The sequence below is a fragment of the Komagataeibacter rhaeticus genome, assembly GCF_003207855.1.
Taxonomy (GTDB): Bacteria; Pseudomonadota; Alphaproteobacteria; order Acetobacterales; family Acetobacteraceae; genus Komagataeibacter; species Komagataeibacter rhaeticus.
This window is the reverse complement of the sequence record NZ_NKTZ01000008.1, coordinates 1-23,110: the sequence shown is the minus strand read 5'-3', so window position 1 is coordinate 23,110 and position 23,110 is coordinate 1. Positions and strand designations below refer to the sequence as shown.

At 63.1% G+C, this 23,110-nt stretch carries 18 protein-coding genes; 8 read left to right on the top strand and 10 right to left on the bottom strand.

What is annotated here, in order from left to right:
- Window positions 1–5: 5 nt before the first annotated feature.
- Window positions 6–932 carry a ubiquinol oxidase subunit II gene (gene cyoA, locus CFR78_RS09540; RefSeq protein WP_166498128.1) on the bottom strand — a complete coding sequence of 309 codons (927 nt, stop codon included), beginning with the start codon at window positions 930–932 and terminating at the stop codon, window positions 6–8.
- Window positions 933–1,583: 651 nt separating this feature from the next.
- The gene (locus CFR78_RS09535) at window positions 1,584–2,363 is read right to left on the bottom strand and encodes a Bax inhibitor-1/YccA family protein (RefSeq protein ID WP_034931526.1); all 780 of its coding nucleotides are present in this window, start codon (window positions 2,361–2,363) and stop codon (window positions 1,584–1,586) included.
- A gap of 197 nt (window positions 2,364–2,560) precedes the next feature.
- On the opposite strand from CFR78_RS09535, the gene thpR reads away from it, so the two are divergent.
- The 5 genes from thpR (at window position 2,561) to CFR78_RS09510 (ending at window position 8,735) form a co-directional block, all read left to right on the top strand.
- The gene (gene thpR, locus CFR78_RS09530) at window positions 2,561–3,109 is read left to right on the top strand and encodes an RNA 2',3'-cyclic phosphodiesterase (protein ID WP_034931524.1); all 549 of its coding nucleotides are present in this window, start codon (window positions 2,561–2,563) and stop codon (window positions 3,107–3,109) included.
- 471 nt (window positions 3,110–3,580) lie between these two features.
- Window positions 3,581–5,800, top strand: a complete 2,220-nt coding sequence (locus CFR78_RS09525) for a PQQ-dependent dehydrogenase, methanol/ethanol family (RefSeq protein WP_007399258.1) — start codon at window positions 3,581–3,583, stop codon at window positions 5,798–5,800.
- 53 nt (window positions 5,801–5,853) lie between these two features.
- On the top strand, window positions 5,854–7,260 hold the full coding sequence (locus CFR78_RS09520; RefSeq protein WP_007399257.1) for a c-type cytochrome: 1,407 nt from the start codon (window positions 5,854–5,856) through the stop codon (window positions 7,258–7,260).
- A 143-nt stretch (window positions 7,261–7,403) separates the two neighbouring features.
- Window positions 7,404–8,108 carry an NAD-dependent deacylase gene (locus CFR78_RS09515; RefSeq protein ID WP_034931522.1) on the top strand — a complete coding sequence of 235 codons (705 nt, stop codon included), beginning with the start codon at window positions 7,404–7,406 and terminating at the stop codon, window positions 8,106–8,108.
- A gap of 9 nt (window positions 8,109–8,117) precedes the next feature.
- Window positions 8,118–8,735 (top strand): uracil-DNA glycosylase family protein, encoded by a 618-nt coding sequence (locus tag CFR78_RS09510; RefSeq protein WP_034931519.1) that lies wholly within the window; start codon window positions 8,118–8,120, stop codon window positions 8,733–8,735.
- A gap of 143 nt (window positions 8,736–8,878) precedes the next feature.
- Here CFR78_RS09510 and CFR78_RS09505 read toward each other — a convergent pair whose 3' ends face one another.
- Genes CFR78_RS09505 through CFR78_RS09495 form a run of 3 tightly spaced genes read right to left on the bottom strand, consistent with a single transcriptional unit; the run spans window position 8,879 to window position 13,366 of the window.
- Window positions 8,879–9,607, bottom strand: a complete 729-nt coding sequence (locus CFR78_RS09505) for a MarC family protein (RefSeq protein ID WP_034931631.1) — start codon at window positions 9,605–9,607, stop codon at window positions 8,879–8,881.
- 41 nt (window positions 9,608–9,648) lie between these two features.
- Window positions 9,649–11,748, bottom strand: a complete 2,100-nt coding sequence (locus CFR78_RS09500; RefSeq protein ID WP_034931513.1) for a lysylphosphatidylglycerol synthase domain-containing protein — start codon at window positions 11,746–11,748, stop codon at window positions 9,649–9,651.
- Between the two features lie 10 nt (window positions 11,749–11,758).
- Window positions 11,759–13,366 (bottom strand): lysine--tRNA ligase, encoded by a 1,608-nt coding sequence (locus tag CFR78_RS09495; protein ID WP_034931511.1) that lies wholly within the window; start codon window positions 13,364–13,366, stop codon window positions 11,759–11,761.
- A 130-nt stretch (window positions 13,367–13,496) separates the two neighbouring features.
- Between CFR78_RS09495 and CFR78_RS09490 the strand changes: the two genes are divergently transcribed.
- Window positions 13,497–16,439 carry an ATP-dependent DNA helicase gene (locus CFR78_RS09490; RefSeq protein ID WP_034931508.1) on the top strand — a complete coding sequence of 981 codons (2,943 nt, stop codon included), beginning with the start codon at window positions 13,497–13,499 and terminating at the stop codon, window positions 16,437–16,439.
- A 51-nt stretch (window positions 16,440–16,490) separates the two neighbouring features.
- Here the strand turns inward: CFR78_RS09490 and CFR78_RS09485 are convergent, their stop codons facing one another.
- Window positions 16,491–16,694, bottom strand: a complete 204-nt coding sequence (locus tag CFR78_RS09485) for a cold-shock protein (protein WP_010507660.1) — start codon at window positions 16,692–16,694, stop codon at window positions 16,491–16,493.
- A 339-nt stretch (window positions 16,695–17,033) separates the two neighbouring features.
- Here CFR78_RS09485 and CFR78_RS09480 point away from each other — a divergent pair, with 339 nt between their 5' ends.
- On the top strand, window positions 17,034–17,780 hold the full coding sequence (locus CFR78_RS09480; protein ID WP_034931505.1) for a class I SAM-dependent methyltransferase: 747 nt from the start codon (window positions 17,034–17,036) through the stop codon (window positions 17,778–17,780).
- A 110-nt stretch (window positions 17,781–17,890) separates the two neighbouring features.
- Here CFR78_RS09480 and groL read toward each other — a convergent pair whose 3' ends face one another.
- Together groL and CFR78_RS09470 are read right to left on the bottom strand one after the other, a co-directional pair.
- Window positions 17,891–19,540 (bottom strand): chaperonin GroEL, encoded by a 1,650-nt coding sequence (gene groL, locus CFR78_RS09475; RefSeq protein ID WP_007399245.1) that lies wholly within the window; start codon window positions 19,538–19,540, stop codon window positions 17,891–17,893.
- A gap of 63 nt (window positions 19,541–19,603) precedes the next feature.
- On the bottom strand, window positions 19,604–19,894 hold the full coding sequence (locus tag CFR78_RS09470; RefSeq protein WP_034931502.1) for a co-chaperone GroES: 291 nt from the start codon (window positions 19,892–19,894) through the stop codon (window positions 19,604–19,606).
- 521 nt (window positions 19,895–20,415) lie between these two features.
- Here CFR78_RS09470 and CFR78_RS09465 point away from each other — a divergent pair.
- Window positions 20,416–21,078, top strand: coding sequence for a dienelactone hydrolase family protein (locus CFR78_RS09465; protein ID WP_034931500.1), 663 nt, complete (start codon window positions 20,416–20,418; stop codon window positions 21,076–21,078).
- A 159-nt stretch (window positions 21,079–21,237) separates the two neighbouring features.
- Here CFR78_RS09465 and CFR78_RS09460 read toward each other — a convergent pair whose 3' ends face one another.
- Both CFR78_RS09460 and CFR78_RS09455 read right to left on the bottom strand, forming a co-directional pair.
- A complete protein-coding gene (locus tag CFR78_RS09460) occupies window positions 21,238–22,143 on the bottom strand; it encodes an S-methyl-5'-thioadenosine phosphorylase (RefSeq protein WP_007399240.1) in 906 nt (301 codons plus the stop codon).
- The gene (locus CFR78_RS09455) at window positions 22,133–22,945 is read right to left on the bottom strand and encodes a cytochrome c1 (RefSeq protein ID WP_034931499.1); all 813 of its coding nucleotides are present in this window, start codon (window positions 22,943–22,945) and stop codon (window positions 22,133–22,135) included. Before CFR78_RS09455 ends, CFR78_RS09460 begins: the two co-directional genes overlap by 11 nt.
- Window positions 22,946–23,110: the final 165 nt, after the last annotated feature.

Here is a 23,110-nt window from a genome sequence, read left to right as displayed (position 1 = left end):
CTGTCCTATTCCTTCATGTTCATGTCGGACATCGCGGACTGCTGCACATGCAGCATCTTGCCGGTGCTCTTATCCATGACCATGCCGTTGTTGTACTTGGCAACGATCTCATCAAAGAGACCCGCATCGACATGCGAGAAGTATTCAACCGGGTTGGCCTCGCTCGGCGCGGCCAGCTTCGGATAGCTTGCGCTGTCCAGCTGCTCGGAAGAAGCCTTAACCTTCTCTACCCACGCGCTGTACTGGTCCGCGGGCATTGCCAGCGCACGGAAACGCATGTCGGAGAAGCCACGGCCACTGAAGTTGGAGGATTCACCCTGGAAGTCACCCGCTTCATTGGCAATCAGGTGCAGCTGTGTCTGCATGCCTGCCATGGCGTAGATCATCGTGCCGAGCTGCGGGATGAAGAACGAGTTCATCACGGAGTCAGACGTGATCCGGAAGTCAACCGGCGTGTTGACCGGCATGGCCATCTGGTTGACGGTCGCGATCCCCTCATCCGGATAGATAAAGAGCCACTTCCAGTCCAGTGCCACAACATCGACATGAATGGGCTTGACATTGGCGTCAGCCTCAATCGGCTTGTACGGGTCAAGCGAATGACATGTCTGGTAGGTCAGCACCGCCAGGAACAGGATGATCAGGCTGGGAACGGCCCAGATGACCACCTCGATCTTGTTGGAATGCGACCATTTCGGCAGGTATTCCGCCGCGGTGTTGGACTGACGGTAGTGCCATGCGAACACCAGCGTCAGGATGCAGACCGGTATGACAACCAGCAGCATCGCGTAGGTCGAGGTCAGGATCAGTTGTTTCTCGTGTAAACCGATCACGCCCTTGGGGTCGAGTGTATCCCATGTGCAGCCTGCTAGCAGCGCTGCCGAAGATAGACTCATCAGCTTTGTTAATCTTGGCAAGATTTTTTTCTTCATCTCACGCCTCGTTGGTTTCGACATCACCCTGTTTTGCTCACATCCTCGCTTCATCCACGGGCTTAGACAACAACGGCCACGTTATACGCTTGGCAGGGAAAATGCATCCGGCTTTCCCCCTGGCACCCAGCGACATCGCGCCTACGTCGACTTCCGAAATCGAAAAACGCTCTCTTTCGGTTTGCATCCGTCATGAGTTAGTTGCCGACCGGCTGACCATGATCTTGATCAATACGGCCCGCCAGACCTTACGTAATCATTACTGTCAGGGCAGATCGGACCATAAATCGCGATGCCGTCCTGTGTGCTGAAGCGCATGTCCTGTGCCGCATACCCTTTCATATGGTTTCTCTATTCAAGGGTTATCCGACCGGAATGGCCTTAGAAGCAAGCCTTCACATAATATTTCAATAGATTTCATTGCTAAAAATTTATTCAAAAAAATCATTGTTTTACAATGGGTTGCGCAAGTGTCACGAAGCTCACACTCTCGTCATTTAATATTTTCTATATATGAATAAGTCTTATCTTTTTTAACAACTGCCCCGTCAGGGTCATCATTTCATACGAAAAAGGGCCACCACTTGCGTGGCGGCCCTGCTGGCCCCTCATATCAGACCGTATCGGTCTTGATAGGTCAGGACTCCTGTCTCAGTCGTTGCTGTTGCTGCGCACGCCCATGAACTGCAGCAGGAACTGGAACAGGTTGATGAAGTTCAGATACAGGTTGAGCGCGTCATAGACGGACCGCTTGGCAGCCTGATCTGCCCCTTCGTAATAGGCGAACTGCTGATAGGTGGCCTTGATGCGCTGGGTGTCGAACATGGTCATCCCGACAAACAGCAGCACACCGACCGCGCTATAGACAAAATACAGTCCCGGGCTGTGCAGGAACATGTTCACCAGCCCCGCAATGACAAGACCGAACAGCCCCATCATCAGGAAAGAACCGAACCGGCTGAGATCGGTACGAGTCGTGTATCCCCAGATTGACATGGTGCAGAAGGTGGCGGCCGTAATGAAGAACACCCGCGTGACCGAAACACCCGTAAACACCATGAAGATGTTGGACATGCTGGCACCCATCACGCCGCAGAACAGCCAGAACAGGGTCTGTACCGTCTGGGTGGACAGGCGGTTGACGCCAAACGACATGACCAGCACGAAGCCCAGCGGCGCGATCATGGCCAGCATGGACAGCGCGGTCGGCCGCAGTGCCACCCCACCCATGGGCAGCGGCACATGCTGATAGAACAGCGCCTGCAGTCCGGTATTGGCAATCAGATAGGCGACGAGTCCGGTCAGGACCAGTCCTGATGCCATCCAGTTGTAGACTCGCAGCATATAGGCGCGCAGGCCCATATCGACAGAGTCCACGGCGCTGTTAGCGGTGGGGCGGATGAAGCTCCGCGAATCAGGGCCAAAAGCCATTGTGTTTCCTTCCTCCACGTCCTGGACCGACGTGCCTCTCCCAGCATGTGGGGCTACGGTAGAACACGTTCAAGAACTACAGCGTGTCCAACACATTACAATACGGCAACATGCCTCCCGGGCACATCACACTATATATACTGTACACCTGTCAGTCCGGCATATGCCGTTTCTCCCTTTTTACCGGCAGGATCATCATGCGTCTTTTCATTGGCCTGGAACTTCCGCCTTCCATCTCGCTGGCACTGGCTGACCTGCGGGGCAGCCTGCCGGACGTGGCGTGGACTGCCCCCGAATCCTGGCACCTCACCCTGCATTTCATCGGTGAGGTCACCCAGCCACACCAGCTGGAAGAAATCCATCACGCCCTCTGCGCCATTCACGCCGCCCCTCCCCTTCTGGAACTGGCCGCCCCCGGCCTGTTCGAAACCCATGGCCGTCCCGCCCGGGACGTGCTGTGGATTGGCTGCGCACCGGATCCCGCCCTGCTGCACCTGCGCAGCCGGGTGCGCGCGGTGATGAATCGCACCCTGCCCGCCACGGTACCAAACAGCCGGCGCTTCGTACCGCATGTCACGCTGGGGCACCTGCACAATCCGGGTCCGGAGCTGCGGCAACGCTGGCTGGCTACCGCCCTGCCCGCATCGCAGCCGCAGACAGTCGGGCATTTCACGCTTTTCCGTTCCATCCGCCATGCTGATGGCCCCTTCCACGAAGCACTGGAACACTATCCCCTGCCGTCCTGATTCTCCGCACGGAAGCTGGCGGGGGAGGGTCCAGTACGGTTCCGGCAAGGCAGCCCGATCCATAATTCATGCCATTTATGAATAATAAAAATATATTTCTGACGAATTATTGTGAACCATATGCCACCGGCGACCAGACACGTATTGTAATTTTCCTAGATATATCAACACATTTTTAGGATTTCTCCACAATGTCCAGCTATCCGTATCATTGCTTATCGGACACCATGTTCACGTTTTAGTGAGCCTGAACACTAAAATGTCAGGAGACGGGCGTGCTAGCCTCTCTATGTTCGGATGAAACGGACTGCCTGCTTTTCTACCCTGCCTGAAGCCGGTTTCCTGTCTGGTCGGAAAAGAGGCGCACCCCGCGCTTTTTTACCGGGTACATTCAGAAAGCCTGCCCCGGCGGAAAGTTGCAGCGGCGGGCGTCCTGAATTCGAAACCGTTAGTTTTCTGAGGACATCACATATGATTTCTGCCGTTTTCGGAAAAAGACGTTCTCTGAGCAGAACGCTTACAGCCGGAACGATATGTGCGGCTCTTATCTCGGGTCATGCCGTCATGGCATCCGCGGATGACGGGCAGGGCGCCACGGGGGAAGCGATCATCCACGCCGATGATCACCCCGGCAACTGGATGACCTACGGCCGCACCTATTCTGAACAGCGCTACAGCCCGCTGGACCAGATCAACCGTTCCAACGTTGGTAACCTCAAGCTGGCCTGGTATCTGGACCTTGATACCAACCGTGGCCAGGAAGGCACGCCGCTGGTTGTCGATGGTGTCATGTACGCCACCACCAACTGGAGCATGATGAAGGCCGTCGATGCCGCAACCGGCAAGCTGCTGTGGTCCTATGACCCGCGCGTGCCCGGCAACATTGCCGACAAGGGCTGCTGTGACACGGTCAACCGTGGCGCCGCCTACTGGAACGGCAAGGTCTATTTCGGCACGTTCGATGGCCGCCTGATCGCGCTTGACGCCAAGACCGGCAAGCTGGTCTGGAGTGTCAACACCATCCCGCCCGAAGCCCAGCTGGGCAAGCAGCGTTCCTATACGGTTGATGGCGCGCCGCGCATCGCCAAGGGCCGCGTGATCATCGGCAATGGTGGTTCCGAATTCGGCGCCCGTGGCTTTGTCACGGCTTTCGATGCGGAGACCGGCAAGGTCGACTGGCGCTTCTTCACGGTTCCGAACCCCAAGAACGAGCCGGACCACGCCGCATCCGACAGCGTGCTGATGAACAAGGCCTACCAGACCTGGAGCCCGACCGGCGCCTGGACCCGCCAGGGTGGCGGCGGCACGGTTTGGGATTCCATCGTGTATGACCCCGTGGCCGATCTGGTCTACCTGGGTGTTGGCAACGGTTCGCCGTGGAACTACAAGTACCGTTCCGAAGGCAAGGGCGACAACCTGTTCCTGGGCAGCATCGTGGCGCTGAAGCCGGAAACCGGCGAATACGTCTGGCATTTCCAGGAAACGCCGATGGACCAGTGGGACTTCACCTCGGTCCAGCAGATCATGACGCTTGACCTGCCGATCAACGGTGAGACCCGTCACGTCATCGTTCACGCACCGAAGAACGGCTTCTTCTACATCATCGATGCGAAGACCGGCGAGTTCATCTCGGGCAAGAACTACGTCTATGTGAACTGGGCCAGTGGCCTTGATCCCAAGACCGGTCGCCCGATCTACAACCCCGATGCGCTCTACACCCTTACGGGCAAGGACTGGTACGGCATTCCGGGTGACCTTGGCGGCCACAACTTCGCGGCCATGGCGTTCAGCCCCAAGACCGGGCTGGTCTATATCCCGGCGCAGCAGGTGCCCTTCCTGTACACCAACCAGGTTGGCGGCTTCACCCCGCACCCGGACAGCTGGAACCTGGGTCTGGACATGAACAAGGTCGGCATTCCCGACTCGCCCGAAGCCAAGCAGGCCTTTGTTAAGGACCTGAAGGGCTGGATCGTGGCCTGGGACCCGCAGAAGCAGGCTGAAGCCTGGCGCGTGGACCACAAGGGCCCGTGGAACGGCGGTATCCTGGCAACTGGCGGCGACCTGCTGTTCCAGGGCCTGGCAAACGGCGAATTCCATGCCTATGACGCGACGAACGGTTCCGACCTGTTCCACTTCGCGGCTGACAGCGGCATCATCGCGCCGCCCGTCACCTACCTTGCCAATGGCAAGCAGTATGTCGCGGTCGAAGTGGGCTGGGGTGGCATCTATCCGTTCTTCCTTGGTGGCCTTGCCCGCACCAGCGGCTGGACCGTCAACCATTCGCGCATCATCGCCTTCTCGCTCGATGGCAAGTCCGGCCCCCTGCCCAAGCAGAACGACCAGGGCTTCCTGCCCGTCAAGCCGCCGGCGGAGTTCGACAGCAAGCGTACGGATAACGGTTACTTCCAGTTCCAGACCTATTGCGCCGCCTGTCATGGTGACAATGCCGAAGGTGCGGGTGTGCTGCCTGACCTGCGCTGGTCCGGTTCCATCCGCCACGAGGATGCGTTCTACAATGTTGTCGGCCGCGGCGCGCTTACCGCCTACGGTATGGACCGCTTCGACAGCAGCATGAACCCGACCGAGATTGAGGACATTCGTCAGTTCCTGATCAAGCGTGCGAACGAGACCTATCAGAGGGAAGTTGACGCCCGGAAGAACACTGCCGGTATCCCCGAGCAGCTGCCGTAATCTCCCGGTTTTGACAATTTTTCGCATCGACGCGACGCATGATGGTGAACATAATGATCAACAGGCTTAAGGTGACATTCAGCGCGGCAGCGTTTAGTCTGCTGGCAGGGACGGCATTGGCTCAGACGCCCAGTGCCGACTCCGCGCTAGTCGAAAAGGGGGCGTATGTCGCACGACTGGGTGACTGCGTAGCGTGTCATACCGCCCTCCACGGTCAGGCTTATGCGGGTGGGCTTGAAATCAAGAGCCCCATCGGCACAATCTATTCCACAAACATTACACCGGACCCCACCTACGGTATCGGTCGCTATACGTTTGCGGAATTCGATGAAGCCGTCCGCCACGGTATCCGCAAGGATGGGTCCACGCTGTATCCGGCCATGCCCTATCCTTCCTTCGCCCGTATGACGAAGGAAGACATGCAGGCGCTGTATGCGTATTTCATGCATGGGGTGAAGCCGGTGGCACAGCCGGACAAGCAGCCGGAAATTTCCTGGCCGCTGTCCATGCGCTGGCCCCTGGGTATCTGGCGTATGATGTTCTCGCCCGCGCCGGCGGATTACACACCGGCTCCGGGCACGGATGCCGACGTGGCGCGTGGCGAATACCTAGTCACGGGTCCGGGCCATTGCGGCGCCTGTCATACCCCGCGTGGCTTCGCCATGCAGGAAAAGGCACTGGACGCCAAGGGTGGGCCTGACTTCCTGGCCGGTGGCGCCCCGATTGACAACTGGGTTGCCCCCAGCCTGCGCAACGACCCGGTCGTGGGTCTGGGCCGCTGGTCCGAGGATGACATCTACACCTTCCTCAAGTCCGGCCGTATCGACCACTCCGCCGTATTCGGTGGCATGGGTGACGTGGTGGCATGGAGCACCCAGTACTTCACGGATGCGGACCTGCATGCCATGGCGAAGTACCTGAAGAGCCTGCCGCCGGTACCGCCCTCGCAGGGCAACTACACCTACGATGCGTCCACCGCGACCATGCTGGCTTCGGGTAACACCGCCAGTGTCCCGGGTGCCGATACGTATGTGAAGGAATGCGCCATCTGTCACCGTAACGACGGTGGTGGCGTGGCCCGCATGTTCCCGCCGCTGGCTGGCAACCCGGTTGTCGTGACCGAGAACCCGACCTCGCTGGTGAACGTGATTGCACATGGTGGCGTGCTGCCGCCAAGCAACTGGGCACCGTCCGCAGTGGCCATGCCGGGTTACAGCAAGTCGCTGTCCGCCCAGCAGATTGCTGACGTGGTCAACTTCATCCGCACCAGCTGGGGCAACAAGGCACCCGGCACCGTTACGGCGGCGGATGTGACCAAGCTGCGTGACACGGGCGCCCCGGTTTCCAGCTCGGGCTGGAACAGCATGAGCAGTGGCTGGTCGGTCTTCCTGCCGCAGCCCTATGGCTCAGGCTGGACGTTTGCACCGCAGACGCACACCGGTCAGGACGCCGCGCAGTAATGCGGCAGGGTGGCTCCCCGGAGCCACCTTTCCCTGAATGCTGACCAGGTAAAGCCGCCATGGGTTCCACCCATGGCGGCTTTCCTGTTTTAAGGGCCCTGTTCATACTGCATCACGCCATTATCGAACGGAGACACTCCAGCATGCGGCACATCGTGGTACTGACCGGCGCGGGCATAAGCCAGGAATCCGGACTCCAGACCTTCCGGGGGCCGGACGGATTATGGAACCATGAGCGGATCGAGGATATCTGCACGCCCCAGGGCTTCCGGCGTGACCCGCTTCGGGTGGATCGATTCTACAATGGTTTAAGGGCCCAGCTGGCCGACGTGCAGCCCAATGCCGCCCACCGCGCACTGGCCGAACTGGAACAGGCCGCGCGCACCGGCCGGTGGCAGGGGCAGGTCACCATCGTTACCCAGAACATAGACGACCTGCATGAACGCGCGGGCAGCCGGAATGTGATTCACATGCATGGCGAACTGCTGCGCCTGCGCTGCACCCACTGCCATGCCACCCCGCCATGGCATACCGACTGCTATCCCGACACACCCTGCCCCCATTGCGGCCAGCCCGCGCTACGGCCCGATATCGTATGGTTTGGGGAAATGCCCCATCATATGGACGCCATTGCCCGGCATCTGGCGGCATGTGACCTGTTTGTCGCCATCGGCACGTCCGGCGTTGTGTATCCAGCGGCGGGATTTGTGGAGAACGTGGCCGATCATGCGGATACCATGCTGTTCAACCTTGACGCGCCACAGGGGCCATCCGCGTTCGAACAGGTCATTCTGGGGCCGGCCACCCGCACCGTGCCGATCTGGACACACGACCTGATGGCGGCGTAAGGCTGGACCATGGCCGAAACCCTGCAAGACCTGCTTGATGCCATCCGCGCCTGCCAGACCTGTGCCGCCCACCTGCCGCTTGGCCCCCGCCCGGTCCTGCATGTCTCGCGCACGGCACGGCTGCTGATTGCAAGCCAAGCCCCCGGCACGCGGGTGCATGAAACGGGACAGTCCTTCAATGATGCCTCGGGCGACCGGCTGCGCGGGTGGATGGGCATAGACCGGGCCACATTCTATGATTCAAGCCGGATCGCGCTGGTACCCATGGGCCTGTGCTATCCCGGCCGCCTGCCGCAGGGGGGCGACTGCCCGCCCCGCCCTGAATGCGCGCCGCAGTGGCGGGCCCGCATCATGGCGCAGATGCCTGATATCCGGTTGACCCTTGTCGTGGGGTCGTATGCCCAGCAGCACATTCTGGGCAAGGGGCGGGTCAGTGAGCGCTGCCTCGACTTCCGCCGCTACCTGCCACGCTATTTTCCACTCCCGCACCCGTCATGGCGCACCGGTGCATGGGAACGGCGCACACCCCGTTTTGGCAGTGACGTGCTGCCTGCCCTGCGCGCATGTGTACAGGCCGTTCTGGCAGACCAGCCACTACCTGTTATTGCGCCCGCGCCTGCGGACTGAAGACCTGACCCACAACAATAAAAGTCTCTGGGCGCCACCTGTTTTCAAAAAGGCTGCATTCTTCAAAGCTTTTTGAAAAAAGCTTCACCAGAAACTTCTCCATGATTACAGAAATGCGCCAGCGCGCCGGACGCAGGCCGTGATCAGCTGGCCATGAGCAGTACGGCATGCGCGCTGGACAGGATCACACCCTGCACGCCCGTGATCAGGATCTGTACCCCGATCGAAAGCAGGATCAGCGCAGCCAGGCGCGAGACAATGCGTGTGCCTGTGGTACCCAGCAGGCACAGCAGCTGGTCGGCATAGGTATAGGCGGCCCATACAATCCCCGCCACCAGCAGCCCCGCAAGCGAAAGCACGCCATAGAACACGAAATGGTTGCCCCCCGGCGGCCCTTCGGACCCCAGGGCAATCGCTACCGCAATCGTGCCGGGGCCAACGGTAAAGGGCATGGTCAGGGGAAAGAATGCCTGCCCCATGATGTTGGCGCTGGCCTGCACCGCGCTGCCCTGGGCCTGCTTGCGGGCTTCCTCCGTTTCCGGTGCCTGCAGCAGGGACCACGCCCGCACCGCCACCACCAGTCCGCCGGCAATACGCAGAGCGTCGATGGTAATGCCGAAAAATGAAAGAACCAGCCCCCCCATCCAGATGGAGGCCAGCATGAGCACGGCGGAATAGAGTGCGACCTGCCGCGCCAGCGCAATACAGTTGCGGCGTGACTGCCCGGCCGTAACCTGCGCGAAAATAAGCGCCGCCCCCAGCGGGTTGACGATGGAAAACAGCGCCGGAAACGCCATGAGAAAGGCACCCGGCAGGCTGGGCAGCCCCACCACGGTGGAAAAATGGGTCAGCAGTCCCGCATGTGCCGTCATGGCCTGCGCCTGCTGCTGCACGGATCATGGCACATGGTGGCTCAGTCCCTTTCCGGCCCGGTTGGCACGAAGGCCCGGCGCATGAGCGCCCGGACCATATTCAGGTCATCGGCCGCGGCACACAGGAACCAGGGGTGACTGGGATCGCCCTCTTCCGTCAGCGGCCAGGGGGTCAGCCCCAGTTCGTTATAGACCGGCAGCAGGCATATGCCCGTGCGCCAGAATGCCGGCTGGCAGCCTTCCTGCACCGCAAGGTCACGCAGCCACCAGATGGTGGAAACACAGTCATCCATGCTGCCCGCCGGATCACCCAGCCCGATCAGGTACGGCCCCAGCCGCACAAACGGCAGCAGGGCCTGCCGGCGTGCCCCCGGTATCAGTCCCGCGGGCGGCGGCGTGCGCTGCCCCAGCCCCTCCAGCGCATGGTCCAGCGCGCCATAACGCGCGCGCGTGGCGCTGTCCCATGGCAGGACATGGATGCGCCCCGGCCGCACCAGCCGCACGATCATGACCAGCCCCAACATGACCGCCAGCCCCAGCGTCCACTGCGCAATGCCGGGACGGGTGGCAAACAGCATGATCTCCCACCAGCTTCCGCCCGCCGAATCATGCGGTCCCGCCAGCACCAGCACCACGACGGAACTGATCAGCAGCACAAGCGACACGATGGTGTGGGACGAAAGCGGCTCGCTCATGATCCGGGCATGGCGGTAATAGGAACTGCGGAAGGGCGCGATCAGCATGCAGACCAGCAGCAGCAGCCCCGGCACCGCCATGGGGGAGCCACGCAGCAGGGTCAGCGCGCAGGCACCGCCCAGCAGGACCAGCGTGGCCTTCCACGCCAGCGTTACACGTTGCGAGAGGCCAATGCCCAGCCCGATCAGCGCAACACCCGCAAGCGAGAGCAGGTAATCCCCCACCATGGCAAAAACCGGCTGCAGCCGTCCGGCATTGAGCCAGTTTTCGGGATCGAGCAGCGTCAGCGCCAGCAGCAGCCCCCCACATAGTGATACGGCGCCCGTGGCCACGGCCACGGAAAAATCGGCCTCGCTTTCCCGTATGACCTGACTGGCCCGGCCCGTGCGCGGCCCGCGCAGCGGACTGCGGGCACCCGCCTTGCGCGCAAGGGCGGCATCACCGCGCAGGAACAGTTCATGGGCGGCGAACATGATTCCCGCCACGAACAGGGGCACGATGTAGTAGAACAGCCGGAAGATCAGGATGGCGGTCACGATGCGGGTCGCGGGTACATAGGCGCCCAGCGCCAGCATCATGGTGCCATCGAATACCCCAAGCCCGCCGGGCACGCTGGCCACCAGCCCTGCCGTGTAGGAGGCGATGTAGATGGCAAGGAACGTACCGTAATCCAGCCCCGGCGTCACGGGCAGGAACGTGTAGGCAATCGTGGCGGTCGCGGCCACTTCCAGCGCCGCCACCACGGTCTGCATGACCGCCATGGCGGATGAGGGGAAGGTGATCTGCCACCGCCAGATCTTCACCTCGTTCACATAATGGCCCATGACCACATAGGCGATCACCCCGCCCCACAGCAGCACGCCCGCCAGCCGCATTACCATGGCGGGCAGCGCATTGCCGATGAAGGGCACCGTGCCCGGTTCCAGCACGAGCACGCCACCGATCAGCACGGCGGCCCCCAGCAGGTAGGTGGCCGAGCAGAAGGCGATGATCTGGGCCACCTGGAATGGTCTCAGCCCCCAGTTGCCATACAGCCGGAAGCGCACCGCCGCTCCGGAAATGGCCGAAAACCCGAGATTGTGCGACAGCACATAGGAACAGAAGGCCGCGAACGCCGTGCGCCGGAAGGCCAGCCTGCACCCCACCTGCCGCACCGCAAGCCAGTCATAGAAAGACAGGACAAGATAGGACAGCAGCGTAAAGCCCGCCCCCGCCCACAACGTGCCGGCGGGAATGGCCGCCAGCGCAAGACTGATGTCATGCCAGTGCAGGCTGCGGACCTCGCGCTGCACCACAATCACAGCCCCTACCAGCAGCAGCAGCCCGATCCCGTGGGGCAGGTGGCGGATCAGCGCGCTCCTGCGCCGCGCGGGTGACGGACCTGGTGCCGACTGCCCTGCTTCGTCCGGCAGCCGGTCGTCAGCTTGCGATGGACGTTCAGCCATGGGCTGGCCCTCAGGCCGCTGTTCCTTCGGTGCGGGTCAGGGCCGCCTCGATCAGGGCCACGGTCTCCGCAACGCCGTACAGGGCTACAAAAATCCCGAAACGCGGCCCTTCCTTCTGCCCCAGCAGCACTTCATACAGGCAGCCGAACCATGCCCGCAGCGGCTCGAAGCCATGGGTCTTGCCGATCTCGAACACCAGGTTCTGGCAGGCATCAGGGGTTATCTCCGTCCCTTCAAGCCCGCGCAGGGCTTCGGCCAGATCAGCCAGTGCGCGGCGCTCATGCGCATCGGGCGCGCGGTAATGCTTCGTGGGGCGCACGAAATCGGCGTAATAGACAATGGCGTGTTCCACCAGCCGCGCCAGCATGGGGCAGCTTTCGGGTGTGGCCTGTGCATCATAACGCTGGATGAACTTCCACAGCACATCCGGCGTCTCGGCATTGGCCACACTGGCCAGGTTGAGCAGCATGCCAAAGGTGACGGGGCTGCCCGCATCCGCCGGGATCAGGCCCTTGTGGATGAACCAGGCCGGGTTGGTCAGAAGCTGCGGATCATCGGTGGCAAGGGTCTTGGCCTTGGCCACATGCGCCAGGTATTCATCCGTTGCCTTGGGGATCACGTCAAAGAACAGGCGCTTGGCACGCTGCGGGGCGTTGAACATGTACTGGCCAAGGCTTTCGGCCGGGGCATAGCGCAGCCATTCCTCGACCGATATGCCATTGCCCCTGGACTTGGAGATCTTCTGCCCGTTCTGGTCCAGAAACAGCTCATAGGTCAGCCCTGCTGGCGGCTGGCCACCAAGGATGCGGCAGATCCTGCCCGACAGGCGCACGCTGTCGATCAGGTCCTTGCCCGACATCTCGTAATCCACACCCAGCGCATACCAGCGCATGGCCCAGTCGGCCTTCCACTGCATCTTGGCGTGGCCGCCGGTGACGGGGGTCTCGAACGTCTCGCCATCTTCATCGGTCCAGCGCACCGTGCCCGCCACGGGGTCGATCGCATCCATCTTCACCTGCATGACCTGGCCGGTGCGCGGGTGAATGGGCAGGACGGGGGAATAGGTTGCGCGCCGTTCCTCGCCCAACGTGGGGGCGATCACCGCCACGATCTTGTCATGCACTTCCAGCACGCGCTTCAGGGCCGCATCAAAACGGCCGCCTTCGTAATACTGCGTGGAGGAGGCGAATTCGTATTCAAACCCGAACCCGTCAAGGAAGGAACGCAGGCGGGCATTGTTGTGGGCGGCAAAGGAGTCATGCGTGCCGAACGGGTCGGGCACCCGCGACAGCGGCTTGCCGATATACTGGCGCAGCATGTCCTGGTTGGGCACATTTTCCGGCACCTTGCGCAGGGCGTCCATATCATCGGAAAACGCCAGCAGCCGCGTGGGCAGGCCGGTCAGCTTCGTGAAGGCCTGCCGCACCCATGACGTGCGCGCCACCTCGCCAAACGTGCCGATATGGGGCAGGCCGGACGGGCCATAGCCGGTTTCCAGCAGGGCGGGACGGGACGGCGTCACCTCGCGCCCGCCCACATGGGCCGCGAGTTTCGCCGCCTCCTCGAACGGCCAGGACTTGGGAAGGGGCGAGATAAGGGAGGGGTGCTGTTCTGACATGGACCGGCAAGCTATGGGCAGGAAGGACGCGGGTCAATTATCCTATTCCACACCCTGTGGTACAGCAATGAGAATACATGACACACGACGGGCGACAGACGTCCGCGCGTGCCCTATATCATGTACCAGCATGCCAGACACCCCGCCCCTGCCGGACAGCGCGCCGGCACTCCTGCCGCGCAATGGCGCCTGGTCGGTCCTGACCCCGGATGGGGAACTGCTGACCATAACGGCAGCAGACATACGGCGCGAACTGCCGCACTGGCCCGCGCCGCTTGTCATCCATGCCCCCGCCATGGCCCGCAGGCTCGACCTGCCGCCGCTGCCACGCCCCGGCCCGTGGCTGGACCTGCTTGAGCTTTTTGCCTTTGTCATGCCCGCCTGGGGCGTGCCCCCCACCGCGCGCGGACTGGGCGGGGCACTGGACATTGCAGCCCACAGGCTGGACGCGCCCGAGGCCGACCTGCTGCCCGACTTGGCCTTCGCACTGCTGCACCGCCTGGCCCGGACGCGCGACACGCCCGAGGCGGCCATAAAGACCGCGCTGGCCTGGCGCATGCGTGAAGCGAGCTGGCCATGGGGGGCCGCCACCTGTGCCGCACTGGGGCTTGGCCCGGACGAACGCCCCCCGGCCGACGCCATCCAGCCCAATGACGCGCTGCGGGTCTGGACCCGCCTGCCCCAATGGGAGGAAACCGCCCCGCTCCCCGCTCCCGGCGCGCATCCGGTCACGGGGGAGGAAGCACGCGCCCGCCTGCGCGCCATACTGGGTGAAGGGGCCGAACAGCGCCCTGCGCAGGAAGCCTTCAGCCATGTCGTGGCCAGCGCCTTCGCCCCGCGCGCAACGCAGGGCGACCCGCACATGGTGCTGGCGGAAGCGGGAACCGGTACCGGCAAGACGCTGGGCTATGTAGCCCCTGCCAGCATCTGGGCACGGCGCAATGGCGGCAGTGTATGGATCAGTACCTATACCCGCCACCTGCAGCGCCAGATCGAATCGGAACTGGGCCGCCTGCACCCCGACCCGGCCACGCGCATGGCCCATGTGGTGGTGCGCAAGGGGCGGGAGAACTACCTGTGCCTGCTCAATATGGAAGAGAGCGTGAACATCGCCCTCTCACGCGGGCAGGCGGGCAATGGCGCGCTGGTCGGGCTGGCGCTGATTGCGCTGTGGGCCGCCCATACGCAGGATGGCGACCTGTTTGGCGGCGACCTGCCCGGCTGGTTTGCCGACCTGTTCGGCCGTGGGCTGCTGGTCAGCATTGCCGACCGCCGTGGCGAGTGCATCCATGGCGCCTGCCCGCATTACCAGAGCTGCATGGTGGAGCATTCCATCCGCCGCGCGCGGACGGCGGACCTTGTCATTGCCAATCACGCGCTGGTCATGTCGCAGGCGGCATGGCACGCGCTGGACGGGTCGGACACCAGTAACGAGGACCACACCCCCACCCGCTACATCATGGACGAGGGGCACCACATTGCCGATGCGGCGGACAGTGCCTTCGCCCTTGAACTGTCGGGGCTGGAGGCCGCCGAACTGCGGCGCTGGCTGCTGGGGGCCGAAGGGGCACGCTCGCGCGCCCGTGGGCTGCGGCGCCGGCTGGAAGACCTGCTGGCCCATATCCCCCGCATGGAAACCCCGCTCGATACCGCCCTGATGGCCGCCCGCGCGCTGCCGGCACCGGGATGGTCCGCGCGCCTTGCCGCCCTTGATCCCGTGCACCGCGCGGCCACCCCGCCCGCCGCTGCCGGGACGGAATCAGGTGAGCCAACCCTGTCCAACCCCACCGAGATGCTGCTGCACGAACTGCGCCAGCAGGTACTGGCCCGCACGCAGGGCAGCCCCGAGGGCGGCCCCCGGCGAAGCGACAGTGAATGTGATCTCTATCCCATGCCCGATGCGCTGCGCATGGCGGCGCAGGCCATGGAGCGCGCCCTGCGGCGGCTGGCCGAACCCCTGCGCACGCTGGTGGCGCGACTGGATGAGGCGCTGGAGACCGAGGCCGACTGGCTGGATACCCCGATGCGCGAACGCATAGCCGCCGCCAGCCGCTCCATCCGCCGGCGCGCGCTGGCGCGGGTGGATGGCTGGTGCGCCATGCTGGGCAGCATCCAGGCGGAAAAACCGCAGGTGGGTGGCGAAACCCCGCAATATATCGACTATATCCGCATGGACCGGCGCGAGGGCCAGAACCCCGGTGAGCGGGATGTGGGGCTGTACCGCCACTGGCTGGACCCGACCATTCCCTTTGCCAGCGTGCTGGCCGCCCCTGCGCATGGCGTGCTGGTCACTTCCGCAACCCTGCGTGACGAGACGGGGGATGCATCGGATGATGAGGGTGCGGACCGCGCCTGGGATGCGGCCGAAGCCCGTGCGGGCGCGATCCATCTGCCCTCCCCCGCCATCCGGGCGTCCTTCCCCAGCCCGTTCGATTACGCGCGGCAGAGCCGGGCCTTCATCATTACCGATGTGGCGCATGATGACCCGGCTGCCCTGGCCGGGGCCTACCGCACGCTGTTCACGGCATCGAACGGGGGGGCGCTGGGGCTGTTCACCGCCATATCGCGGCTGCGGGACGTCTACCGCCGCATCGTGACCCCGCTGGAAGCAGCCGGGCTGCCGCTTTACGCCCAGCATGTGGACCCGATGGACAACGCAACACTGGTGGACATACTGCGCAGCGAGCACAATGCCAGCCTGCTGGGCACGGATGCGATGCGTGACGGAGTGGATGTGCCGGGCGCGGCACTGCGGCTGGTCGCGTTCGAACGCGTGCCCTGGCCACGGCCCGACATCCTGCACCGGGAGCGGCGCATCCATCTGTCGGGCGGGGAACCGGGGCGGTATGATGACAGGATAGCCCGCCTGCGCCTGCGGCAGGCCTTTGGACGGCTGATCCGCAGCCGCCAGGACAGGGGTGTGTTCGTCCTGCTGGACAGGCGCACCCCATCACGCCTGCTATCGGCTTTTCCCGCCGGGGTAACGGTGCGCCGCCTGGGCCTGCGTGCCGCGGCGGCGGAGATCGGGGCCTTCCTGCATGAGCAGGATACGGCAACCGGCCAGCTTCACTGACCGGACGCCCGGGCCCTTCCCGCTACACCATTCCCCGGAGCGGGAGAAGTGTCAGAGCGCCTTGAGGTTGGTCGCGGCGGCCTTGCCACGTTCCATGGCGATGTCGTAGCTGACAGCCTGATCCTCGTTCAGGCCACGCAGGCCAGCCGCCTGCACGGCAGTGATATGCACAAACACGTCCTTGCCGCCATCATCGGGCATGATGAAGCCAAAACCCTTGGTTGCGTTGAACCATTTTACTTTTCCGGTAGCCATAGCCAGTCTCTTCTCCAGCGCCATCCTTGCCGGTCCTAATACCGGCAATCCGGGCGCGTGCCTTTACGGCCATGAAAAAAACGGGGCATCCGGAAAACACCCTGCAGCTTTCACGTCGTTCGTGCACCATAGGGGCAGCATGAAAAGGGCCGCCCTGTCAAATGATGACGCGCGCTGGCCGCGCAGATCGGGACATAATCAATCAAAAAATAGTGACTGCCCGCCCATGGGTCCCACCGTTCGGCCGCCGCCCCGCCCGCATGGCATGCCTTACCGGCGGCCCGGCAATGCAATACACTTTAAACCGTAACGAATCAGACCGCGCGGAACCCACTGCCCATGAGCCAGAACATTTATGACCAGCCCGATTTCTTTCACGGCTACAGCCAGTTGCCCCGCTCACGCGCGGGGCTGGATGCCGCGGCGGAATGGCCCGCCATGCAGGCCCTGCTGCCGCCGCTTGCGGGCGCGCGCATTGTTGACCTGGGCTGCGGCTTTGGCTGGTTCTGCCGCTGGGCCAGCGCGCGCCATGCCGGATCGGTACTGGGGATAGACCTGTCGGAAAACATGCTGGCCCGCGCCCGCGGCTTCGGCCATGACGCGGCCATTACCTATGCCCGGCAGGATCTGGAAACGCTGGACCTGCCCGCAGCGGCGTTCGATCTGGCCTACAGTTCGCTGGCGCTGCACTATATCCGCGACCTTGCCCCCCTGCTCCGCACCATTCACGCAGGGCTGGTACCGGGCGGGCATTTCGTATTTTCTACCGAACACCCGATCTATACCGCCCCGTCCCGGCCCGACTGGATACAGGATGCCGCAGGCACCCGTGTCTGGCCGCTCAATGACTACCAGATCGAAGGCCCCCGCAGCACGGACTGGCTGGCGCCGGGCGTGATCAAGCAGCACCGCACGCTGGGCACCCTGCTCAACCTGCTGACCGGCACGGGATTTACCATCACGCATGTGGAGGAATGGAACCCGAGCGACAGGGACCTTGCAGCCCACCCCGACTGGGCACCCGAGCGTGACCGGCCAACCTTCCTGCTGGTTGCCGCGCGGAAACCGGCTTCCCCCATGCCATAAAAAAACGGGTGTGACCGAAGTCACACCCGTTTTTCCGAAAAGTCCGCAGGGGGTGGGGAAGGCGGGCGGACCCGCCATCCCCGGACACCCGGCATGGCCTGAGGCTATGCTCAGAAGTCCATGCCGCCCATGCCACCCATTCCGCCCATGCCACCTTCCGGCATGGCAGGAGCCTTCTTTTCGGGGCGCTCGGCCACCATCGCTTCGGTGGTGATCAGCAGGCCCGCGACCGAGGCCGCATCCTGCAGCGCCGTGCGCACGACCTTCATCGGGTCGATGATGCCGGCTGCCACCAGGTCCTTGTAGTCACCCATCTGGGCATCGAAACCGAAGGTGTAGGTGTCGTTTTCCAGAACCTTGCCGGCAATGACCGCACCGTCTTCACCCGCGTTGTGGGCGATCTGGCGCAGCGGGGCCTGCAGGGCCTTGCGGATGATGTCCGCACCAACGCGCTGGTCGTCGTTATGGAAGTGCAGGCCACCCAGCTTGGTCGAAGCGCGGGCCAGTGCCGTGCCACCACCGGGGACAATGCCTTCCTCAACCGCCGCACGGGTCGCGTGCAGGGCATCGTCAACGCGGTCCTTGCGCTCCTTCACCTCGATCTCGGTGGAGCCACCGACGCGGATCACGGCAACGCCGCCAGCCAGCTTCGCCAGGCGTTCCTGCAGCTTCTCACGGTCGTAGTCGGAGGTGGTTTCCTCGATCTGCGCACGGATCTGGCTGCAACGGCCCTTGATGCCCTCGCTGTTGCCAGCGCCTTCGACAATGGTGGTGTTTTCCTTGTCGATGTGCACCTTCTTCGCGGTGCCCAGCATGTCCAGCGTCACGCTTTCCAGCTTGATGCCCAGATCTTCGCTGATCACCTGGCCGCCGGTCAGGATCGCGATGTCTTCCAGCATCGCCTTGCGGCGGTCGCCAAAGCCCGGGGCCTTGACGGCGGCGATTTTCAGGCCACCACGCAGCTTGTTGACCACCAGGGTCGCCAGCGCTTCGCCATCAACATCTTCCGCGATGATCAGCAGCGGACGGCCGGACTGCACAACGGCTTCGAGCAGCGGCAGGATCGGCTGGAGCGAGGAGAGCTTCTTCTCGTGGATCAGGATGTAGGGGCTGTCCAGATCGACGGTCATCTTCTCCGCGTTCGTCACGAAATACGGGGAGATGTAGCCACGGTCGAACTGCATGCCCTCGACCACGTCCAGCTCGGTGTGCAGGCCCTTGGCCTCTTCCACCGTGATGACGCCCTCGGAACCGACCTTCTGCATGGCCTTGGAGATCATTTCACCGATCTCGGCCTCGCCATTGGCGGAAATCGTGCCGACCTGTGCCGTCTCGGCCGGGGTCGTGATCTTCTTCGCGTTCTTCTTCAGCTCTTCAACAACAACGCCAACCGCCTTGTCGATGCCGCGCTTGAGGTCCATCGGGTTCATGCCAGCGGCCACGGCCTTGGCACCTTCACGCACGATGGCCTGCGCCAGCACGGTGGCGGTGGTGGTGCCGTCGCCCGCGATGTCGTTGGTCTTGGAGGCGACTTCGCGCACCATCTGCGCGCCCATGTTCTCGAACTTGTCGGCCAGTTCGATTTCCTTGGCGACGGAGACACCGTCCTTCGTGATGCGCGGTGCGCCGAAGCTCTTGTCGAGCACGACGTTACGGCCCTTGGGGCCCAGCGTCACCTTGACTGCGTCTGCAAGAATGTCCACGCCACGCAGCATGCGCTGGCGGGCTTCACCGCCGAACTTTACGTCCTTGGCTGCCATTTTCTTATTCTCCGGTATGGAAAGTTTTTCAGGAGGTTACTCGGTGCGGAAAACGCGGGTGGGTCAGCCGACCACGCCCATGATGTCGCTTTCCTTCATGATCAGCAGTTCTTCACCGTTGATCGTCACTTCCGTGCCCGACCACTTGCCGAACAGCACGCGGTCACCCGCCTTTACGTCCAGGGCCACGATCTGGCCCTGCTCGTTACGGGCACCCGGGCCTGCCGAGATCACCTCGCCTTCCATCGGCTTTTCCTTGGCGGTCTCAGGAATGATGATACCACCTGCGGTTTTTTCCTCGCTCTTGAGGCGACGGACGACCACACGGTCATGCAGGGGACGAAATTTCGTCATGGGATGGATCGCTCCATAATATCTAAAGGTAACGCCCTTGAATCAAGCAACGCCACCGGTTGGCGCGCGCGCCAGGCCGCATCGCGTTAGCACTCCCCTCATGAGAGTGCTAACAACCAGATAGGAAGCCCCCCTACGGGTGTCAAGAAGCGGGACGGGGCTGATGGCGCGGAATTCGCACATCCGGTCCATCAAGGCCGGATCTCAGGATTTTATCTTTTGATATCAGACATCTGTTTCATCCAGGCCCGACCCGTCAAAAGGGGAGGCCCTGCCCTCCGTGCAATACATGATGGGGGTGGCACCGATTCCGTCCCTGCCCCCTGCCATGCCAGGGGGAATGCGCTCTCCCTGCATGGGGCTTAACGGAACCAGTACCGGTCGGGCAGATGAAAGCCGGGATATGGTGCGGGCAGGAGAAAATTCCCATAAACCGCATCTTCACGCGGGTTTCATATTGACGCGATGGTGCCCCGCATCATTGTGTGACGGACAATAATGGAACAAATGGAGTAGAGGCCATGGGCGCAGTCATCACCATTACCGCGACCGACGGGCATGCATTTTCCGCTTACCGGGCCGGTCGGCCAGATGCCGCGCGCAGCGTTGTGGTGGTGCAGGAAATATTCGGGATCACGCCTTATATCCGCGCCGTGTGCGATTCCTTTGCGGCACAGGGCTATCAGGCCATTGCCCCCGCCCTGTTTGATCGCGTGCGGCGCGATGCCATCCTGCCCTATGACAGCGCCGGCATGCAGGAGGGCCTGGCCCTGCGCAGCCGGATTGCACAGGCCGACACGCTGAAGGACCTTGTTGCCGCGGCCGCTATCCTGCCAACGGACAGGAAGGGCATTGTCGGCTTCTGCTGGGGCGGCAAACTGGCATGGGAAGCAGCCTGCCACACCAGGGCCTTTGCCGCGGCCGTGGCCTGGTATGGCGGCGGCATTGCCCAGACCCGCAGCCAGGTGCCCAACTGCCCCGTGCAACTGCATTTTGGCGCAGACGACGCGCATATCCCCGCAAGCGAGGTGGAAGCCATCCGCGCGGCGCATGAGGATATCGAGATCTTCACCTATGAAGGGGCCGATCACGGCTTTGGCTGCACTGACCGCCCTTCCTATAACGAAGCGGCCGCAACGCTGGCCATGCAGCGCACGCTGAGCTTTTTCGAGCACTGGCTGTAACGGGCCCGCATGAAAAAACGCCCGTGCCCGGCAAGGCATGGACGTTCCTTCAGGAGCCAAGAGGAAAGACGTTCCAGGCGAGGCTTCTTTCAAAAAGCTTCAGAAAGGTGCGGCCTTTAAAAAAAGGCGGCACCCGGAACCTTCTGTTGCCTTCCCGGATCAGGCCCGGTTCAGCACGCGGCCGGCGACGGCATCCAGCTTTTTCAGCAGGGCCGGGTCACGTCGATCGGGGGCCGTGATGATGGCATGTTCCAGCGCCCGGTCACAGCCCGCGTAGCAGGGGCCACGCTTCGCGCCCAGCTTCGGGATGACAGAACGGACAAGGGCGCGCGCACGGCTGGCATTTTCCTGCATGACCTTGACCACCGCATCCACCGTCACGCTGTCATGACCGTCGTGCCAGCAGTCGTAATCGGTCACCATGGCCACGGTGGCGTAGCAGATCTCCGCCTCACGGGCGAGCTTGGCTTCAGGCATGTTGGTCATGCCCACCACCGAACAGCCCCAGGAGCGGTAGAGGTTGCTCTCGGCACGGGTGGAGAACTGCGGCCCTTCCATGACCAGATACGTGCCGCCGCGCGTCACATCCAGCCCCAGTTCGCGGCACTGGCCTTCCAGCACGTCGCCAATGCGCGGGCAGAGCGGGTCGGCCATGCCCACATGGGCGACACAGCCGGTATCGAAAAAACTTTTCTCGCGCGCGAACGAACGGTCGATGAACTGGTCGATCACCACGAAATGGCCCGGCGGCAGTTCTTCCTTGAGCGACCCCACGGCGGAAAGCGACACGATATCGGTCACGCCGGAACGCTTGAGCGCATCGATATTGGCCCGGTAGTTCAGCCGTGAGGGCGGCAGCGGATGCCCGCGCCCATGGCGGGGCAGGAACACGCAGCGCACGCCATCGAGCCGGCCGAACAGAAGCTGGTCGGAGGGCTTGCCCCATGGGGTCTCGACGGTGCGCCACTCCTTGTCTTCAAGGCCTTCGATATCATACAGGCCGGAACCACCGATCAGGCCGATAACCGGCTCGATCTGTTCGCTGCTGGCAGGGTTAGGGGACATTGGACCAGGTTCTCCGTTTCAGGCAGATGGAAAGGACAAGCAAAACCAGCAGGAACACCACGGCCCCCACGCCCGCGCGGTGCCGCGCGGTCAGGTGGGGACTGGCCACCCATGCCAGGAAGGTCGTGACATCGCGCGCCTGCTGGGCAACGGTTGCGGGCGTGCCATCGGGATAGGTGACACCGCCCTCATGCAGCGGGGGCGGCATGGCGGTCTGCCCGTTGGCGGCATAGGGGTTGTAGAACAGGCCCGGCGGCACGGCGGTGCCGGGCGGCGGGGTCTCGCCATAGCCGGTCAGGAAGGCCAGTATCCGGTCCACCCCGCCGGGATGGACCACCGCCAGCCGCGACTGGTCGGGCGGCATCACGCCGTGATTGGCCGCCGCCGCCGCGTGGGGATTGGGATAGGGCGAGAGCAGGTGGTCATCCATGTTGGCCGGGCGCGTGACCGGGTGGCCGCTGCCGTCCACTCCGGCGGGCACATGGTGGGCGCTGGCAATGGTGTTGACATCCGCCATCTTCAGTCCCAGCCCCGCAAGGTCGCCATAGGTTACGGACTTCATGCCATGGCAGGCGGAACAGACCTGGGCATAGACCGTATAGCCACGCTGGACGGCCGCCATGTCGAAATGCCCCAGCGGGCCGCTGAAGCTCCATGCCTGCGGCGGGGGGGCACGGTAGTCGTGTCGCGGCTGCGCCAGTGCCGTACTGGCGGGCAGGCCAAGCGCCGCCAGCAGCAGGCCGCGCCGCAACCAGCCCCCTGCGCGCGCGCCATGGCCGCGCTGATGACGCCGTTCCTGCATGTCCGCTCCGTTTCCGCCCCAGTGATCGGTCTTCCTTCCGCATCGGATGCAAAAGGCTGGCCCTTCCTAGTGTCCTGATCGAGAAGTTTATATGATTATCCTGATGGCAGGGGTAATCGAATGGGACGTGTAGCGGTTGCGATTGAACTGACGGCATTGGAGCGT

Excerpts from the sequence above, each read along its gene's own strand:
- cyoA (WP_166498128.1), bottom strand. The coding sequence starts at position 932 with ATGAAGAAAAAAATCTTGCCAAGATTAACAAAGCTGATGAGTCTATCT.
- CFR78_RS09535 (WP_034931526.1), bottom strand. The coding sequence starts at position 2,363 with ATGGCTTTTGGCCCTGATTCGCGGAGCTTCATCCGCCCCACCGCTAAC.
- thpR (WP_034931524.1), top strand. The coding sequence starts at position 2,561 with ATGCGTCTTTTCATTGGCCTGGAACTTCCGCCTTCCATCTCGCTGGCA.
- CFR78_RS09525 (WP_007399258.1), top strand. The coding sequence starts at position 3,581 with ATGATTTCTGCCGTTTTCGGAAAAAGACGTTCTCTGAGCAGAACGCTT.
- CFR78_RS09520 (WP_007399257.1), top strand. The coding sequence starts at position 5,854 with ATGATCAACAGGCTTAAGGTGACATTCAGCGCGGCAGCGTTTAGTCTG.
- CFR78_RS09515 (WP_034931522.1), top strand. The coding sequence starts at position 7,404 with ATGCGGCACATCGTGGTACTGACCGGCGCGGGCATAAGCCAGGAATCC.
- CFR78_RS09510 (WP_034931519.1), top strand. The coding sequence starts at position 8,118 with ATGGCCGAAACCCTGCAAGACCTGCTTGATGCCATCCGCGCCTGCCAG.
- CFR78_RS09505 (WP_034931631.1), bottom strand. The coding sequence starts at position 9,607 with ATGACGGCACATGCGGGACTGCTGACCCATTTTTCCACCGTGGTGGGG.
- CFR78_RS09500 (WP_034931513.1), bottom strand. The coding sequence starts at position 11,748 with ATGGCTGAACGTCCATCGCAAGCTGACGACCGGCTGCCGGACGAAGCA.
- CFR78_RS09495 (WP_034931511.1), bottom strand. The coding sequence starts at position 13,366 with ATGTCAGAACAGCACCCCTCCCTTATCTCGCCCCTTCCCAAGTCCTGG.
- CFR78_RS09490 (WP_034931508.1), top strand. The coding sequence starts at position 13,497 with ATGCCAGACACCCCGCCCCTGCCGGACAGCGCGCCGGCACTCCTGCCG.
- CFR78_RS09485 (WP_010507660.1), bottom strand. The coding sequence starts at position 16,694 with ATGGCTACCGGAAAAGTAAAATGGTTCAACGCAACCAAGGGTTTTGGC.
- CFR78_RS09480 (WP_034931505.1), top strand. The coding sequence starts at position 17,034 with ATGAGCCAGAACATTTATGACCAGCCCGATTTCTTTCACGGCTACAGC.
- groL (WP_007399245.1), bottom strand. The coding sequence starts at position 19,540 with ATGGCAGCCAAGGACGTAAAGTTCGGCGGTGAAGCCCGCCAGCGCATG.
- CFR78_RS09470 (WP_034931502.1), bottom strand. The coding sequence starts at position 19,894 with ATGACGAAATTTCGTCCCCTGCATGACCGTGTGGTCGTCCGTCGCCTC.
- CFR78_RS09465 (WP_034931500.1), top strand. The coding sequence starts at position 20,416 with ATGGGCGCAGTCATCACCATTACCGCGACCGACGGGCATGCATTTTCC.
- CFR78_RS09460 (WP_007399240.1), bottom strand. The coding sequence starts at position 22,143 with ATGTCCCCTAACCCTGCCAGCAGCGAACAGATCGAGCCGGTTATCGGC.
- CFR78_RS09455 (WP_034931499.1), bottom strand. The coding sequence starts at position 22,945 with ATGCAGGAACGGCGTCATCAGCGCGGCCATGGCGCGCGCGCAGGGGGC.